Origin of the sequence: Gemmobacter caeruleus (assembly GCF_008271655.1) — a bacterium.
GTDB lineage: Bacteria > Pseudomonadota > Alphaproteobacteria > Rhodobacterales > Rhodobacteraceae > Gemmobacter > Gemmobacter caeruleus.
Genome location: NZ_VKKX01000011.1, coordinates 471,140 through 486,722, shown reverse-complemented (window position 1 = coordinate 486,722; position 15,583 = coordinate 471,140). Strand labels below are relative to the sequence as shown.

Sequence of the window (15,583 nt, the reverse complement as noted above, 5' to 3'; positions counted from 1 at the left end):
CCAGCACGGCAGAAAGCGCTGCATCGAAGTCAGGCGCGGACGGCGTTGATACGGACGGAAAGGACTTCTGTTCTTGGGGATCAATGTCCGCTCAACAAACGGCCACCCCCGCTGACGACATCTGCTTTTCAGCACTTTCCGTCGAGGCGGCTGCGAGCGTTCCGTTCTTAACGACGGTAACGCCATAGCCTCGGCTTCTCGCCGCCAGCGCCGTCTTTTTCACACAATAGTTAAGGTCCAGTCCAGCGAGACGCAGCTTGCCAACCTTCAGGCGCTCCAAAAGAGCATCCAGTTCGCCGGTTTCAAATGCATCCTGCACGCGCTTTATAATGACATGTTCGGGATAGGACGCGAATTGCCCGGCAAGTTCTGTCCCCTCACTGCCTTCTATCGCCTGCCCTCGCATCATGAGCCTCGCCAGAACTTTCGTGGAAGGGATCGACCATTCCTGACGAACGGCAATGACCGGATGGCCCTGGGCCCGCGCCGCCTCTACTTCCTCAAGAATGGTGGCGGCAGCGACTGCTTTTGCAGAGTCCGAATAAGGACCGCGTTCCCAGAATACGGATTGCAGATCAATCAGCAGAAGGGCTGACCCGGTCCGGTCCGGGATCCTCGCCCCGACACTGACCGAGCCGATGCGCCTGACACCGTTGCCGAGCCAGAATATGAGGAGCAAAACCGCAGCACCCAACACAATGCCGAACGTCATTCTCTGTCTCCTGCCCGCTTTTTCAAGCTGTCCGTCACTGCGAGCACGACCTCAAGCGCCGTCGCGATGTCTTCTTTGCTCAAATTTCCGCCTATCTCCTCCACGAGTTTCATTTCCCTTGAAATGATTTCTTCGATGAGGGTGCGGCCGTGATCGGTCAACGCCAGGATGGGCGAGCGCTTGTGGCGGGGATTTGCGCGTTGCTCCGTGAAACCTGAAGCCAGCGTTTCGTTGCACATGATCTGGACATATTGCCGTTTGATTTCGAGCCTTGCCGCAATCTCCGGGACGGTCTGAGCGCCATACTTGTTCAGCATCTCCAGAACGGCGCGCATCCGGACTGTAAGGTTGGTTCCGATCAGACCAGCCTCAACGCAGGCTTCTGCGGCCTGCATCAAGGGGCGCGACATCCAGATCAGCTGGTGGAGATGTTCGGCTTTCATATTGACACTATACATGTCATTTTGACAGGCGCAATGTCGAATATTGCGAAGCCCGATTGGTGCATCTTGCTGCATCCGGTCGTATTAACTCGAAGCAAAAATTCACCGCGCGCGTCATGACAGGCTGCCGAGGACTCGACGCGGTCACGATCATGCAGCGAAGCAGCACCCCACCCGACTGCGCCACAGCACGCCGGCCCGGCATCACGGCGCCGCCGCGCTTGCATAGGGGCGGGGCTGGCGCTAGGGCTAGGGGATGCTGTCCTATCAACACATCTATCATGCGGGCAATCTGGCGGATGTGCAGAAGCATATGCTTCTGGCGCATGTGCTTGATTACCTTGCGCAAAAAGACAAGCCGCTGACCTATATCGAAACGCATGCGGGCCGGGGGCTCTATGATCTGGGCAGCGACGAGGCGCTGAAGACCGCCGAGGCCGCCAGCGGCATCGCCCTGCTGGAGCCGCGCATCCGCGCCGATCACCCCTATCGCCGCCGTCTGGCCGAGGTGCGGGCGCGGTTCGGGGCGCGGGCCTATCCGGGATCACCGCTCATCGCCGCGCTGAGCCTGCGCGACATGGACAGCCAGCATCTGAGCGAACTGCACCCGCAGGAATACGAGGCGCTGCGCCGCAACCTGCACGATTTCCCGGTGACCTTTCGCAAGGAAGACGGGTTTCAGCGCGCGCTGGCGCTGACCCCGCCGATGCCGCGCCGGGGGCTGCTGCTCTGTGATCCGTCCTATGAGGTGAAGGAGGATTACGCCACCATCCCCCGCCATTTCGCCGCCATCGCGCGCAAATGGAATGTGGGCATCCTGATGCTGTGGTATCCGATCCTGACCTCGGGCGCGCATGAGGAAATGCTGGCGATACTGGAGCGCAACCACCCCGACGCGCTGCGCCATGAGGTGCGCTTTCCCCCGGTGCGCGAGGGGCATCGCATGATCGGATCGGGCATGTTCGTGGTGAACCCGCCCTATGGGACCGAGGCCGCGCTGGCCGAGATCGACGCGCTGTTCCGGGGGGTCGTGTGATGCTGGAATTCCACACGCTCGATGTCTTTACCGACCGGCCCTTTGCCGGCAACCCGCTGGCCGTTGTGCTGGGGGCCGAGACGCTGTCGGCGGCGCAAATGCAGATCATCGCGCGTGAATTCAACCTGTCGGAAACGATCTTCGTGATGCCGCCGGTCAATCCCGCCCATACGGCGCGGGTGCGCATCTTCTTTCCCACGGCCGAGATCCCCTTTGCGGGGCACCCGACCATCGGCTGCGCCATCCTGCTGGCCTGCCGGATGCAGCCCGAGGGCGACTTCACCCGCGATCTGGTGCTGGAGGAGGAGGCCGGACCGGTGCCGGTGCGGGTCACCCGGCGCGGCACCCGCTGCGAGGCCGAATTCACCGCGCCGCTGCTGCCGACCGCCGCCCCCGGCAGCGCCCCGCGCGACCTGATCGCCCGCGCGCTGGACCTTGACCCCGGCGCGATCGGCTTTGGCCAGCATGCGCCGGGCATCTGGCAGGGCGGGCCGGCGTTTCTCTATGTGCCGGTCGCCGATCTGGCGAAGCTGGCCCGCGCCCGCCCGATCGAGCCGCATTGGTCGGCCCTGATGGACAGCGCCGGGGTGGACAGCGCCTATCTGTATACCCCCGGCACGGATTGCGATTTCCGCGCGCGGATGTTTTCGCCCACGGCCGGTATCCCCGAGGATCCCGCCACGGGATCGGCGACCGCGATCCTGGCCGCGCAGTTGCGTGCCGCCCGGGCGCTGCGCAGCGGCGTCCAGGCCTTCTCGCTGCGTCAGGGGGTCGAGATGGGGCGCCCGTCGGAACTGCGCCTGACGGTGGATTACACGCCCGAGGGCATCCGCGCGGCACATATCCGCGGCGCCGCGGTGCCGCTGTCGCAAGGGCGGATCGCATGCCCGCCCGCGGACGTGACCACCCCGTGATTGGACAGGGCCACGGCCCCGCGATAAGGTTCTTCCCATGTTCGACCAACTGCTGCGCCGCCTGCTTGCCCCCGCTCCTGCCCCGCTGCCGCTGGCCGAGGGCCGGCTGGCGCTTGCGGCGCTGATGGTGCGGGTGGCGCGGGCCGATGCCGATTACACAGAAAGCGAGGCCGCGCGCATCGACCGGGTGCTGGCGCGGATGCATGGCCTGTCCCCCTTTGAGGCCGCCTCGCTGCGAGCCGAGGCAGAGCGGCTGGAACGCGAGGCCCCCGATACCGTGCGCTTTACCCGCGCGCTGAAGGACAGCGTGCCGATCGAGGACCGCGCCGCGCTGATCGAGGCGCTGTGGTCGGTCGCGCTGGCCGATGGCAGCCGCCATGACGGCGAGGATCAGGTGATCCGGCTGACCACCGCCTTTCTGGGCCTGACCGACCGGGATTCGGCCGAGGCCCGCCAGCGTGCCGCCGGGGCCACCGGCACGACCTGACCTCTGCCCGCGATTGCCCGTTCCGTCAGGGCAGATTGCCCAAAGCGGCGGCATTTCGGATTGTTCCGGCACAATTGCCGTTGCAAGGTGATCAAAATTCCGCCCTATTTGATGGAACAGGGAAGCCTTTCGGCCAACGACAAGCGAGAAACCGTGTCTGCCAATCCATCGACCACCGCATCGGCGCGGGACGTGCCGGTTATCGAAATTCGCGATCTGCACAAGAGCTATGGCCAGCTTGAGGTTCTCAAGGGCGTGGATCTGCGTGCGCCCAAGGGGCATGTGATCTCGCTCATCGGGTCGTCCGGTTCGGGCAAATCGACGCTCTTGCGCTGCTGCAACCTGCTGGAAGACAGCCAGCAGGGCGAGATCCTGTTCGAGGGCGAGGCCGTCCACTGGAAGGGCGCCGGGCTGAACCGCCACCCCGCCGACAAGGCCCAGGTGCTGCGCATCCGCACCAATCTGTCGATGGTGTTCCAGCAATTCAACCTGTGGGCGCATCTGACCATCCTGCAAAACGTGATGGAGGCGCCGGTCACGGTGCTGAAGCGCGACCCGAAAGAAGTCGAGGCCAAGGCCCGCGAATATCTGGCCAAGGTCGGCATCGCCGACAAGGCCGACAACTGGCCCGCGCAGCTTTCGGGCGGCCAGCAACAACGCGCCGCCATTGCCCGCGCGCTCTGCATGGAGCCGCGCGCGCTGCTGTTCGATGAACCGACCTCCGCGCTCGACCCCGAGCTGGAACAGGAGGTGGTCAAGGTGATCAAGGCACTGGCCGAGGAAGGCCGCACCATGATCATCGTGACGCATGACATGAAGATGGCGAATGACGTGTCGGACCACGTCGTCTTCCTGCACCAAGGCAAGATCGAGGAGGAAGGCCCCCCCGATCGGCTGTTTGGCAACCCGCAGACCGAACGTCTGCGCGGTTTCCTGTCGGCCACCATGGCCTGAACCAATGACCAACGGGAGTATCATGATGAAAAAACTGCTGCTTGCCACCGCGCTTCTGGCGCTGACCGGCGGGGCCGCCGCCGCGCAGACCGTGCGCCTTGGCACCGAAGGCGCCTACCCGCCCTTCAACTTCATCGACGATGCCGGCAATGTCGCGGGCTATGAGCGTGAATTCGGCGACGAGGCCTGCAAGCGCGCCGGCCTGACCTGCGAATGGGTCACGAATGACTGGGATTCGATCATCCCGAACCTGCAATCGGGCAATTACGACGTGATCATTGCCGGCATGTCGATCACCGACGAGCGCGAAAAGGTTGTCGATTTCTCGGAAAACTATTTCCCGCCGGCCGACAGCGCCTATGTGGGCCTGACTGCCGATGCCGATATCAAGACCGGCGTCGTCTCGGCGCAGGTGGGCACGATCCAGGCCGGCTATGTGGCGGAATCGGGCGCGACGCTGCTGGAATTCCCCACCCCGGATGAAACCGTCGCTGCCGTGCGCAATGGCGAGGCCGCGGCGGTCTTTGCCGACAAGGACTATCTCGCGCCCTATGTCGCGGAATCGAATGGCGAGCTGGTCTTCGTCGGCGACCCCGTGTCGCTGGGCGGTGGCGTGGGCCTTGCCTTCCGCGAAAGCGATGACGAGCTGCGCGAGAAATTCAACGCCGTCATCAAGGCGATGAAGGAAGACGGCACCATCAACGCCCTGATCGAAAAGCACTTCGGGCCTGAAACCAAGAAGTTCTGAGCCCTGACGCCCCGCCCGCCCATGGGCGGGGCCCCCTCTGGCCGACAAGATCCCCCATGTTCAGCTTCTGCGCCGATCCCAAAAGCCTCGAGGGCTTCAGCTGGCTGTTTTGCTATCTGACCTCGGGCAAGCACATTGATTTCTACTGGTCGTTCCTGACCGTGCTGATCCTGCTGGCGGTCACCGCGCCCTCGGCGCTGCTGTTCGGCTTTGGCGGCGCCATGGCGGCGCGCAGTCATGTCGCGCCGCTGCGCTGGTTCGGCAAGACCTATACCGCCATGGTGCGCGGCGTGCCGGATATCGTGTTCTTCATGTTCTTCGTCATCGCGCTCGATCAGGGGATCGAGTGGATGAAGCATCAGATCGTCTGCCCCGACTGGAAGGAACCGATCCGGCAGGGGCTGGAGTTCCGGGTTTGCCCGCAGGCCAAGGTGCCGCTGGGCACCAGTTCGCAGATCTGGCACCAGCTTTATGGCTTCGCGCTGGCGGTGTTTACCTTCGCGCTGGTCTTTGGCGCCTTTGCGGCCAATGTGCTTTATGGTGCGATGAATGCCGTGCCCAAGGCGCAACTGGAAACCGCCGAAAGCTATGGCATGAGCCACGGCCAGGTCTTTCGCCGCATTCTGGTGCCGCAGATGTGGACCTACGCCCTGCCCGGCCTGTCGAACCTGTGGATGATCCTGATCAAGGCCACGCCGCTGCTGTTCCTGCTGGGGGTCAAGGATATCGTCTACTGGGCGCGCGAACTGGGCAGCGCCAAGACCCAGGCCTATGCCTATCCGCACCCGGACTGGCGGCTGTGGTATTTCCTGTTCCTGCTGGTGGCTTATCTCTGCATGACCCGCCTCTCTGAAATCGTGCTGAACCGCCTGTCGGCCCGGCTCAATCATGGCCAGGCCACCGCCGCCGGCGAAGCAATGCGGAGGGCCGCGCAATGACCTGTCTGGAAACCATCCAGGCCTATGCCTTTCGCAGCCTCGGCTTTGGCGAAAACTTGTTGCCGCGCACCGATTTCAACCTGTGCCAGCAATTCACCCTGATCGGGTCGGGGCTGATCTGGAACATCTATTTCGGGGTCATCGCGCTCAGCCTCGGGTTCTGTCTGGCGACGGGGCTGGCCATGGCCAAGGCTTCCGGTCGCAAATGGCTGCGCAAACCGGCGGAATGGTTCATCTTTGTCTTCCGCGGCTCGCCGCTGTTCATCCAGTTCTTCCTGGCCTATTCGGCACTGGTGATGCTGCCCCGCGCCGGGATCGACCTTTTCGGCCTGCATATCGCGACGTCGTGGCTCACCTCGGCCTGGGCGGGGGCGGCCTTCGTGCTGTTCCTCAACACCTCTGCCTATGCCGCCGAGATCTTTTATGGCGCGCTGATGTCGGTGCCAAAGGGCGATCTTGAGGCAGCCGAGGCCTATGGCCTGACCGGCTGGGACAAGTTCCGCCGCATCCAGTGGCCGACCATGCTGCGGCTGGCATGGCCCGCCTATACGAATGAGGCGATCTTTCTGTTCCATGCCACGACGCTGGTGTTCTTTTCCGGCTTTCCGGCGTTCCAGCAGCGCGGCGACGCGCTCTATTACGCCAACTACTTCGCCGACAAGACCTTCAACCCCTTCGTGCCCTATCCGATCGTTGCCTTCTATTTCATCCTGCTGACCTTCACGCTGATCACGATCTTTGGTCTGGTGAACAAAAGGCTCAATCGGCACCTGCCATCGAACACGCGCAGCAAAATCCGCTTGCGTCCACAGCTGATCCGGTAGTAGCCTGCATTTGATCAAATTCTTCGGGCCGTCGCCCGAACCATGGGCCCTGGGGGGCCTGTGGCGTCCCCTGCCCCGTCGGGCGGGCGTGGATGGCAAGGATCGAACAAGGGAGAAAGGGCCAAGGGCATGGCTCTCACCCCGGCGGGCGCAAGGGCCCACGACGGTGAACCGGCGCCTGCGGTCTTGAACGACGCAATGAATATGAAGGATTATCTTCGCAAACACCCCGAGGTCCGCACAATCCGTGTGGCGGCGGCGGATCTGAACGGGCAGGCCCGGGGCAAGCGGGTGCCCGCGCGCTTTGCCGAAAGCGTGGTCAAGAACGGCACGCGCTTTCCTTTCTCGGTGCTGAACCTGGATATCTGGGGCGAGGATATCGACGATAGCCCGCTGGTGTTTGAACAGGGCGATCAGGACGGGGTGCTGAAACCCACCGAACGCGGCTTCATGCCGATGCCCTGGCTGGAGGCGCCGACCGCGCTGCTGCCGATCTGGATGTTCCGTGAAAACGGCCAGCCCTATGAGGGCGACCCGCGCCACGCGCTGAACGCGGTGGTGCAGCGCTACAAGGCGCGCGGTCTGACCCCGGTCTGCGCGATGGAGCTGGAATTCTTTCTGATCGACGATTCGGGCAAGACGATGCAGGTGCCCGCCTCGCCCCGCTCGGGCAAGCGCCGCAAGGCGGCCGAGACGCTGTCGATCCGGGCGCTTGATGCCTTTGACACCTTCTTTACCGATCTCTACGACGCCTGCGAGGCGATGGACATTCCGGCCGACACCACCACGTCGGAAACCGGGCTGGGCCAGTTCGAAGTGAACCTGATGCATTGCGACGACCCGCTGCGCGCGGCCGACGATGCCTGGCTGTTCAAGATGCTGGTCAAGGGGCTGGCCCGGCGCCACGGCTTTGCCGCCAGCTTCATGGCCAAGCCCTATCTGGAATATTCCGGCTCGGGTCTGCACACCCATTTCAGCGTGATCGACGACAAGGGCGAGAACGTGTTTGACAGCGGCGGGCCGAAGGGCACCGCCATGCTGCGGCACGCGGTGGCGGGTTGCCTGAACGCGATGGCGGATTCGACGCTGATCTTTGCGCCGCATCAGAACAGCTATGAACGGCTGGTGCCGGGCAAGCACGCGCCGACCGCGATCGCCTGGGGCTATGAGAACCGCACGGCGGCCATCCGCATTCCCGCCGGCAATCCGGCGGCGCGGCGGATCGAACATCGCGTGGCGGGCGGCGACGTGAACCCCTATCTGATGCTGGCCACCATCCTGGGCGCCGCGCTTTGCGGCATCGAGGATCAGGAGGAGCCGCCGACCCCGATCAGCGGCAACGCCTATTCGCTGGACCTGCCGCAGATCCCCGATAGCTGGGAAGCGGCCATCGACGCCTTTGAAAACAGCGACATCCTCTATCGTTTCCTGCCCAAGGAGCTGATCCGCAATCTGGTGCAGACCAAGCGGCAGGAGCTGCATTATCTGGCCGAACTTTCGCCAGAGGAACGGATCGAGCTGTATCTCGATACGGTTTGACGGCACGGCCCCCTTGCCGTAGCGGGGGGGCCATTGCTACATTTTCTCTGTTGGAAACGCGGACCTCCCATGCTGATCGGCATCCTTCAAACCGGCGAGGCGCCGGAAAACCTTGCCCCTGTCTCGGGCGATTACCCCGATATGTTCCAGCGCCTGCTGGCGGATCAGGGCCTGTCCTTCCGCGTCTATCGCGTGCTGGACATGGAATTTCCCGCCTCGGTCACCGAATGCGACGGCTGGCTGATCACCGGCTCGCGCTTTGGCGCCTATGAGGGCCATGCCTTCATCCCGCCGCTCGAAACCTTCATCCGCGACGCCTATGCCAGGGCGGTGCCGATGGTCGGCATCTGCTTTGGCCATCAGATCATCGCCCAGGCGCTTGGCGGCAAGGTCGAGAAATTCGCCGGCGGCTGGTCGGTGGGACCGACAGAATACGATTTCGCGGGCCGCACCCTGCGCCTGAATGCCTGGCACCAGGATCAGGTCGTGGCCCGCCCGCCCATGGCCGAGGTCGCGGCCTGCAACGACTTCTGCGAAAATGCGGCGCTGGTCTATGGCGACCGCATCTTTACCGTGCAGGCCCATCCCGAATTCAAGACCGATTTCGTGGATGGTCTGATGAAGACCCGCGGCAAGGGCCTTGTGCCCGATACCCTGATGGAGGCCGCCGGCGCGCGCCTCGATCAGCCGGTTGACAGCCAGTTCCTCGCGCGCCGCATCGCTGACTTTTTCAAGGCGCCTCGCCACGCTGCCTGAGGCGGGGCCGAACCCAAGAGTGTGACTCATGTCCGACTGGACGACCAAGCTGCCCGAGGCAGCCCGTGCCTTCATCGCCGACCGTCGCGTGGACGAAGTGGAATGCATCATCGGCGACATTGCCGGTGTGGCACGCGGCAAGGCCATGCCCGCCGCGAAATTCGGCAAGCAGACCAGCTATTTCCTGCCGAATTCCATCTTTCTGCAAACCATCACCGGCGAATGGGCGGATAACCCCTTTGACGCCTTTACCGAACCCGACATGATCCTGGTGCCGGATTTCACCACCGCCACCGCCGCGCCCTGGACCGCCGACATCACGCTTCAGGTGATCCATGACGCGCAAGATCAGCAAGGCAAGCCGATCCCGTTCAGCCCGCGCAATGTGCTCAAGCGCATCATCGCGCTGTTCGAGGCCGAGGGGCTGCGCCCCGTCGTCGCGCCCGAGATGGAATTCTTCCTGACCGCGCGCAACATCGACCCCAATCAGCCGGTGCAACCCCCGATGGGCCGCACCGGCCGCCGCGCCGCGCAGAAACAGGCCTACAGCCTGTCGGCGGTCGATGAATATGGCAAGGTGATCGACGACATCTATGATTTCGCCGAGGCGCAGGGGCTGGAAATCGACGGCATCCTTCAGGAAGGTGGCGCCGGCCAGATCGAGCTGAACCTCGCCCATGGCGACCCGGTCCGCCTGGCCGATGATGTGTTCTTCTTCAAGCGCATGATCCGCGAGGCGGCCCTGCGGCATGACTGTTTCGCCACCTTCATGGCCAAACCCATCGCGGGCGAGCCGGGCAGCGCCATGCACATTCACCATTCCATCGTGGACATGAAGACCGGCAAGAACATCTTCTCCGACCCCGATGGCGGCGAAAGCCTGGCCTTCCTGCATTTCATTGCCGGGATGCAGAACCACATGAGCGCGGCGATTGCCGTCATGGCGCCCTATGTGAACAGCTATCGCCGCTACGTCCCGGATTTCGCGGCGCCGATCAATCTGGAATGGGGGCGCGACAACCGCACCACCGGGCTGCGGGTGCCGATCTCCGGCCCCGAGGCGCGGCGGGTCGAAAATCGCCTGCCGGGCATGGATTGCAACCCCTATCTCGGCATCGCAGCCAGCCTTGCCTGCGGCTATCTGGGCCTGAAGGAAAAGAAGATGCCGCGCGCCGAATTCTCCGGCTCGGCCTATATCGACAGCGACGACATCCCCACCAATCTGGGCGACGCGCTTGACCTTCTGGAAGAGGATGCCGGCCTGCGCGAAGTGCTGGGTCTGGAGTTCTGCACCGTCTATGACAGTGTGAAGCGCAACGAATACAAGGAGTTCCTGCAAGTCATCAGCCCGTGGGAGCGGGAACACCTGCTGCTCAACGTCTGAGGCGCGCATGAACCTGCTTTACGCCAATGACCGGCCGGGCGAATACCCGGCCAGCTACTATGCCGCGACCCGCGCCGAACTGGCCCCCTTTGCCCCCTTGCGGGGCGAGGTGCGTGCCGATGTCTGCATCGTGGGCGCCGGCTATACCGGCCTTTCCGCCGCGCTGCATCTGGCGCAGTCGGGCTTGCGCGTCGTGGTGCTGGAGGCGCACCGCGTGGGCTTTGGCGCCTCGGGGCGCAATGGCGGGCAGGTCGGCAGCGGCATGCGGCTCGATCAGGTCGCGATGGAACGGATCGCCGGGCGCGAGAATGCGCATCGCTATTGGGCGATGGCCGAAGAAGCCAAGGCCCTGGTCAAGGGCCTTATCACCGAACACGCCCTGCCCTGCACCTTTCACCCCGGCGTCGCCCATGCCTGCTGGCATGACCGCGAAGTGCGCGACACCCATGCCTATGCCGAAAAGCTGCACCGGGACTATGGCTATGACCAGCTGGAACCGCTGGACCGTGCCGGCATCCGCGCCCTGATCGGATCGGAGGCCTACAAGGGCGGCGAGATCGACCATGGCGCCGGCCATGTCCACCCGCTGAACTACGCGATCGGCCTGGCGCAGGCGGCGACGCGCGCCGGGGCGGTGCTGCATGAGGCCAGTCCCGTGCATCGCATCGACCATGGCGCGAAAGTCACCGTGGCCAGCGATCGCGGGCGGGTGGTGGCCGATCATGTGCTGCTGGCCTGCAATGGCTATCTCGGCGGGCTGGACCGGCAGGTCGCGGCCAAGGTGATGCCGATCAACAATTTCATCCTGGCGACCGAACCGCTGGTTGATCCCGCCGCGATCCTGTCGCGGCCGGTGGCGGTGGCCGATACGAAATTCGTGGTGAATTACTGGCGGCTTTCCGAGGATAACCGCCTGCTGTTCGGCGGCGGTGAAAGCTATGGCTGGAAATTCCCCGACATCGTCAAGACCGTGTCCAAGCCGATGCTGGAGGTCTATCCACAGCTGAAAGGCGTGAAGATCGACCATGCCTGGGGCGGCACGCTGGCCATTACGATGAACCGCCTGCCCTGCTTCACCCGTGTAGCGCCAAATGTGCTGTCGGCATCGGGCTATTCCGGGCATGGCGTGGCGATGGCGACCCTGGCTGGCAAGCTGATGGCCGAGGCGATCCGCGGCCAGGCTGAACGGTTCGACCTCATGGCCGCCCTGCCGCAACCGCGCTTTCCCGGCGGCGTGGCGCTGCGCTGGCCGCTTTTGGTGGCGGCGATGACCTGGTTTTCGCTGCGCGACCGGCTGGGCGTGTGATCCGATTTTTCGACGAAAAATCGGGCGCCTGATCTGGGCGGAAATTCTCCGTCCGGGCGGGCGTCATGAAGTTGTCGCTGGAAAAACCGGCGCCGGCGGTCTACAGGTTTCCTGAAGAACAGTTTCAGGAAAGCCGCAAATGGCCGCCAGCTCCGCCGCCCCGAATGTCTATGATGCCGAACCGATCCCCGAGGCCGCGCGGGCCGAGATCGAGCGGCTGCTGACCTCGGGCGACCTGTTCCGCTACACCGCGCCCGACGGCGCCCCCGTCGCCTTGCTGGAGGCCGAATTCGCAGCGCTTCTGGGCAGCCGCTACGCGCTCGCCGTCTCGTCCTGTTCGGCCGCGCTGTTCCTGTCGCTCAAGGCGCTGGACCTGCCGCGCGGGGCGCGGGTGCTGACCCCGGCCTTCACCTTTGCCGCCGTGCCCTCGGCCATCGTGCATGCCGATTGCACCCCGGTTCTGGTGGAGGTGGGCGAGAATTACCGCGTGGACATGGCCGATTTCGCGGCCAAACTACCCGGCGCCGGCGCGGTGATGATCAGCCACATGCGCGGCCATACCAGCGACATGGACGCGATCATGGCGCTGTGCAATGCCGCCGGCATTCCGGTGGTGGAGGATGCGGCCCATAGTCTTGGCACCGAATGGCATGGCCGCAAGATCGGCACCATCGGCAAGATCGGCTGTTTCAGCTTTCAGTCCTACAAGATGATCAATGCGGGCGAAGGCGGCATTCTGGTCACCGACGACCCGGAACTGGCCGCGCGCGCGGTGATCATGTCGGGCGCCTATGAACATAACTGGAAAAAGCATCCGGGCCTGCAAAACAGCTATATGTTGTGGCAGAACCGCTTGCCGCTTTACAACATGCGGATGCAGAACCTGTCGGCGGCGGTCATTCGCCCGCAATTGCCCGAACTGGCGCGCCGGGTGTCGCAGGGGCGGTTCAACCATGATCATGTCGCGGCGCTGCTGAATGCCACCCCCTTTTTCGAGGTGCCGCCGCCCCTGCCGGGCGAGGCGCGCGCGCCGGATTCGATCCAGTTCAACCTGACCGGCTTTGCCGGCGATGCGCAGGCGCTGGCCTTTCAGGCCGCCGCCAAGGCGCGCGGGGTCGCGGTGCAGATCTTCGGGCTGAGCGAGGACAATGCCCGCGCCTTCTGGAACTGGCAGTTCCTCGGGCCGCAACCCGATCTGCCGCAGACCCGCGCCATGCTGATGCGGGCCTGCGACGTGCGCCTTCCCACCCGGCTGAGCCCGGCTGATCTGGATTTCATCGCCCGCGGCCTGATCGACGCCGCGGCAGAGGTTCAGGCTAAAGCAGCCTGAACTGCCCCTTGAGCCAGGGCCAGCGCGCCAGCGACGGCGCGACCACCTGCGCCTCCAGCAGGCTGCGCAGGCGGGCGGCGATGGTTTCGGGCATGGATTGCAGCACGCCGGCCCGGGCCGAAAGCGTGATCTGACGCTCCAGCCGGCCATAGGGCATCGGCAGCACCTCCAGCGCGCCCTGGAACCGCGCGACATGATGCAGCGCCAGCGGCGTCAGGATCGCCCAGCCCTGCCCCGCCGCCACCATGGCCAGAATGGCGTGATAGCTGTCCAGCTCGAACCGGCTGGCGGGCGTCAGGTTCTGCGCGGCCAGATGCGCGGCAATCTGGCGACCCATGAAATGCCGGGTGGAATAGCGGATGAAGGGCAGGCCCGTCAGCCCGCGCGCCCTTGTGCCGGGGGGCGCCACCGCCACAAAGGGGTCAGCCAGCAGCGGATGGATTTCCAGCCCCGACTCGGGCGGCTGCGCGGCGCCCAGATCGGCCGCGACGACAAGATCCAGCGCCCGCGCCTCCAGCTGCGCGCGCAGCCGGTGGCTCGGCCCGGTTTCCAGCAGGAAATGGCAGGTGCGCAGGTCGCTGGCCAGCCCCGCCAGCAGATGGGGCGTCACATCGGCATCCAGATCCTCGATCACCCCCAGCCGCAGCGTGGTCAGCCCCGACAGGTCTGACAGCGCCAGTTCGGCCTGCGCCTCTTGCGCGGCATTGACGATGGTCTGGGCATGGCGATGCAGGATGCGCCCCGCCGGGGTCAGCCGCATCGGCCGGGTGGCGCGATCGAACAACTGGCTGCCAAGCACCGATTCCAGCCCGGCAAGCTGCTGGCTGACCGCCGAGACACTGCCCCCCACGCGCCGCGCTGCGGCAGAGATCGACCCCTCTTCCGCGATTGCCAGAAAGACCTCGATCCCCCAGAGGGTGACCCGGCCGGCCGCCTGCACCATGGATCAGAGCTTCGAGAGTTTGGCCTGAAGCTCGGCAAGCTGCTTCTTGATCGTGGCCAGATCGTCGGCCTCGGTCGCGGGCTTGTCCTCGCCCTCGGGCGCGGGGCCGGTGCTGCCCCAGGCGGGCATGCCGCCCATCATGGTTTTCATGAAGGCTTCCTGCTGCTTGCGCATCGCCTCAAATCCCGGCATCGCAGACATGGGATTGGGGAAATGCGCCAGGTTTTCCATGACCTTGGACTGACCATCGCGCAGCATCTCGAACGAGGCCGCCAGGAATTGCGGCACCACCGACTGCATGCCGGTCGTATAGGAGCGGACCAGATCGTTCAGCACATTCACCGGCAGAACGCTTTCGCCCTTGCTTTCATGCTCGGCCACGATTTGCAGCAGATATTGGCGCGTCAGGTCATCGCCGGATTTCAGATCGACGATCTGCACCTCGCGCCCGGCGCGGATGAAGCCGGCGATATCCTCCAGCGTCACATAATCGCTCGTCTCGGTATTGTAGAGGCGGCGGCTGGCGTAACGCTTGATCAGCAACGGTTTATCGGTATTTGCCATGGCGGCCCCTCCCCGGTCGTTTTGCGCTTGCAGAGAATGTTATGTGACGCCGCAGCGAAAAAGCAAAGGAAAAGAAAAGGGGCGAGCTAGGCTCGCCCCGGTGCATCCCGCCGACAGGGAGGAGTGTGCAGGGATGCGCGAAGGATTACTTCGCAGCCGCAGCGGTGGCTTTCTTGACCGCGGCGGTGGCTTCGGTCGTGGCTTTCTTGACCACGGCCTGCGCTTCTTCCGAGGCGTCCTTGCCGGCGGCCAGCATCAGCTCGACGGTTTCCATCTGCACTTTCTTGGCGACTTCGGCGAAGGCGGCCAGGTTTTCAGCAGCCAGCTCGGCAGCGGCCGAAGCGAAATCGGTCACGGCTTTCGAATATTCCGACGGATCGGCCTTGGCTTTCGACGCTTCGCCAACCTTGGCGATGGTTTCCTTGGCCCATTTCGACGAGATCTCGGTGGTCTTGTCGGCGGCTTCGAGAGCGACCTTGGTCAGCTTCTCGCCCATGGCGGCCTGGGTCTTGAACGCGTTCTGGAACGCGGTCGCATCGACCGGGAAAGCGGCCATGACGTCTTGGAAGGCTTTGGTGAAGTCGGGGGTCTTGGTGGTCATCTGAGGTCTCCGTTATGCGGGCGATCAGAGCAACGGCCCGTTTCATGAGCACAGATATAGATGCTGCGGTGCAGAAAATCAACCTTTTTTCTGCACCGCAGCAA

Annotated in this window: 17 protein-coding genes; 12 read left to right on the top strand and 5 right to left on the bottom strand. The window is 64.2% G+C overall.

Annotated elements, in window-relative coordinates:
• Nucleotides 1-91 precede the first annotated feature (91 nt).
• Together FOA17_RS04910 and FOA17_RS04905 are read right to left on the bottom strand one after the other, a co-directional pair.
• Nucleotides 92-712 carry a cysteine hydrolase family protein gene (locus tag FOA17_RS04910; RefSeq protein WP_149140344.1) on the bottom strand — a complete coding sequence of 207 codons (621 nt, stop codon included), beginning with the start codon at nucleotides 710-712 and terminating at the stop codon, nucleotides 92-94.
• Nucleotides 709-1,155, bottom strand: coding sequence for a MarR family winged helix-turn-helix transcriptional regulator (locus FOA17_RS04905; protein ID WP_238991719.1), 447 nt, complete (start codon nucleotides 1,153-1,155; stop codon nucleotides 709-711). Before FOA17_RS04905 ends, FOA17_RS04910 begins: the two co-directional genes overlap by 4 nt.
• Before the next feature lie 256 nt (nucleotides 1,156-1,411).
• Here FOA17_RS04905 and FOA17_RS04900 point away from each other — a divergent pair, with 256 nt between their 5' ends.
• The 12 genes from FOA17_RS04900 to FOA17_RS04845 all read left to right on the top strand — a co-directional run bounded on the left by FOA17_RS04900 (nucleotide 1,412) and on the right by FOA17_RS04845 (nucleotide 13,371).
• A complete protein-coding gene (locus FOA17_RS04900) occupies nucleotides 1,412-2,191 on the top strand; it encodes a 23S rRNA (adenine(2030)-N(6))-methyltransferase RlmJ (protein ID WP_149140343.1) in 780 nt (259 codons plus the stop codon).
• A complete protein-coding gene (locus FOA17_RS04895) occupies nucleotides 2,191-3,105 on the top strand; it encodes a PhzF family phenazine biosynthesis protein (protein ID WP_149140342.1) in 915 nt (304 codons plus the stop codon). The genes FOA17_RS04900 and FOA17_RS04895 overlap by 1 nt, the downstream gene beginning before the upstream one ends.
• 37 nt (nucleotides 3,106-3,142) lie before the next feature.
• A complete protein-coding gene (locus FOA17_RS04890) occupies nucleotides 3,143-3,592 on the top strand; it encodes a tellurite resistance TerB family protein (protein WP_149140341.1) in 450 nt (149 codons plus the stop codon).
• A gap of 111 nt (nucleotides 3,593-3,703) precedes the next feature.
• Complete coding sequence (locus FOA17_RS04885) at nucleotides 3,704-4,546, top strand: ABC transporter ATP-binding protein (RefSeq protein ID WP_149140340.1); 843 nt, start codon at nucleotides 3,704-3,706, stop codon at nucleotides 4,544-4,546.
• 25 nt (nucleotides 4,547-4,571) lie between these two features.
• Nucleotides 4,572-5,294 carry a transporter substrate-binding domain-containing protein gene (locus FOA17_RS04880; RefSeq protein WP_149140339.1) on the top strand — a complete coding sequence of 241 codons (723 nt, stop codon included), beginning with the start codon at nucleotides 4,572-4,574 and terminating at the stop codon, nucleotides 5,292-5,294.
• Nucleotides 5,295-5,350: 56 nt separating this feature from the next.
• The gene (locus FOA17_RS04875; protein WP_149140338.1) at nucleotides 5,351-6,232 is read left to right on the top strand and encodes an ABC transporter permease; all 882 of its coding nucleotides are present in this window, start codon (nucleotides 5,351-5,353) and stop codon (nucleotides 6,230-6,232) included.
• A complete protein-coding gene (locus FOA17_RS04870) occupies nucleotides 6,229-7,056 on the top strand; it encodes an ABC transporter permease (protein WP_149140337.1) in 828 nt (275 codons plus the stop codon). The genes FOA17_RS04875 and FOA17_RS04870 overlap by 4 nt, the downstream gene beginning before the upstream one ends.
• Before the next feature lie 204 nt (nucleotides 7,057-7,260).
• Nucleotides 7,261-8,595, top strand: coding sequence for a glutamine synthetase family protein (locus FOA17_RS04865; RefSeq protein ID WP_149140336.1), 1,335 nt, complete (start codon nucleotides 7,261-7,263; stop codon nucleotides 8,593-8,595).
• Nucleotides 8,596-8,664: 69 nt separating this feature from the next.
• Nucleotides 8,665-9,351 carry a type 1 glutamine amidotransferase gene (locus FOA17_RS04860; protein WP_149140335.1) on the top strand — a complete coding sequence of 229 codons (687 nt, stop codon included), beginning with the start codon at nucleotides 8,665-8,667 and terminating at the stop codon, nucleotides 9,349-9,351.
• 28 nt (nucleotides 9,352-9,379) lie between these two features.
• Nucleotides 9,380-10,735, top strand: a complete 1,356-nt coding sequence (locus tag FOA17_RS04855) for a glutamine synthetase family protein (protein ID WP_149140334.1) — start codon at nucleotides 9,380-9,382, stop codon at nucleotides 10,733-10,735.
• A gap of 7 nt (nucleotides 10,736-10,742) precedes the next feature.
• Entirely contained in the window at nucleotides 10,743-12,041 is a 1,299-nt protein-coding gene (locus FOA17_RS04850) for an NAD(P)/FAD-dependent oxidoreductase (RefSeq protein WP_149140333.1), read from the top strand.
• Between the two features lie 139 nt (nucleotides 12,042-12,180).
• Nucleotides 12,181-13,371: a DegT/DnrJ/EryC1/StrS family aminotransferase gene (locus FOA17_RS04845; RefSeq protein ID WP_149140332.1), complete on the top strand. Its 1,191-nt coding sequence runs from the start codon at nucleotides 12,181-12,183 to the stop codon at nucleotides 13,369-13,371.
• Here the strand turns inward: FOA17_RS04845 and FOA17_RS04840 are convergent.
• From FOA17_RS04840 to FOA17_RS04830, 3 genes are all read right to left on the bottom strand, one after another.
• Entirely contained in the window at nucleotides 13,358-14,314 is a 957-nt protein-coding gene (locus tag FOA17_RS04840; RefSeq protein WP_149140331.1) for a LysR family transcriptional regulator, read from the bottom strand. The genes FOA17_RS04845 and FOA17_RS04840 overlap by 14 nt on opposite strands.
• A 3-nt stretch (nucleotides 14,315-14,317) precedes the next feature.
• Nucleotides 14,318-14,878, bottom strand: a complete 561-nt coding sequence (phaR, locus tag FOA17_RS04835; protein ID WP_149140330.1) for a polyhydroxyalkanoate synthesis repressor PhaR — start codon at nucleotides 14,876-14,878, stop codon at nucleotides 14,318-14,320.
• A 145-nt stretch (nucleotides 14,879-15,023) separates the two neighbouring features.
• A complete protein-coding gene (locus FOA17_RS04830; protein ID WP_149140329.1) occupies nucleotides 15,024-15,479 on the bottom strand; it encodes a Phasin in 456 nt (151 codons plus the stop codon).
• Nucleotides 15,480-15,583: the final 104 nt, after the last annotated feature.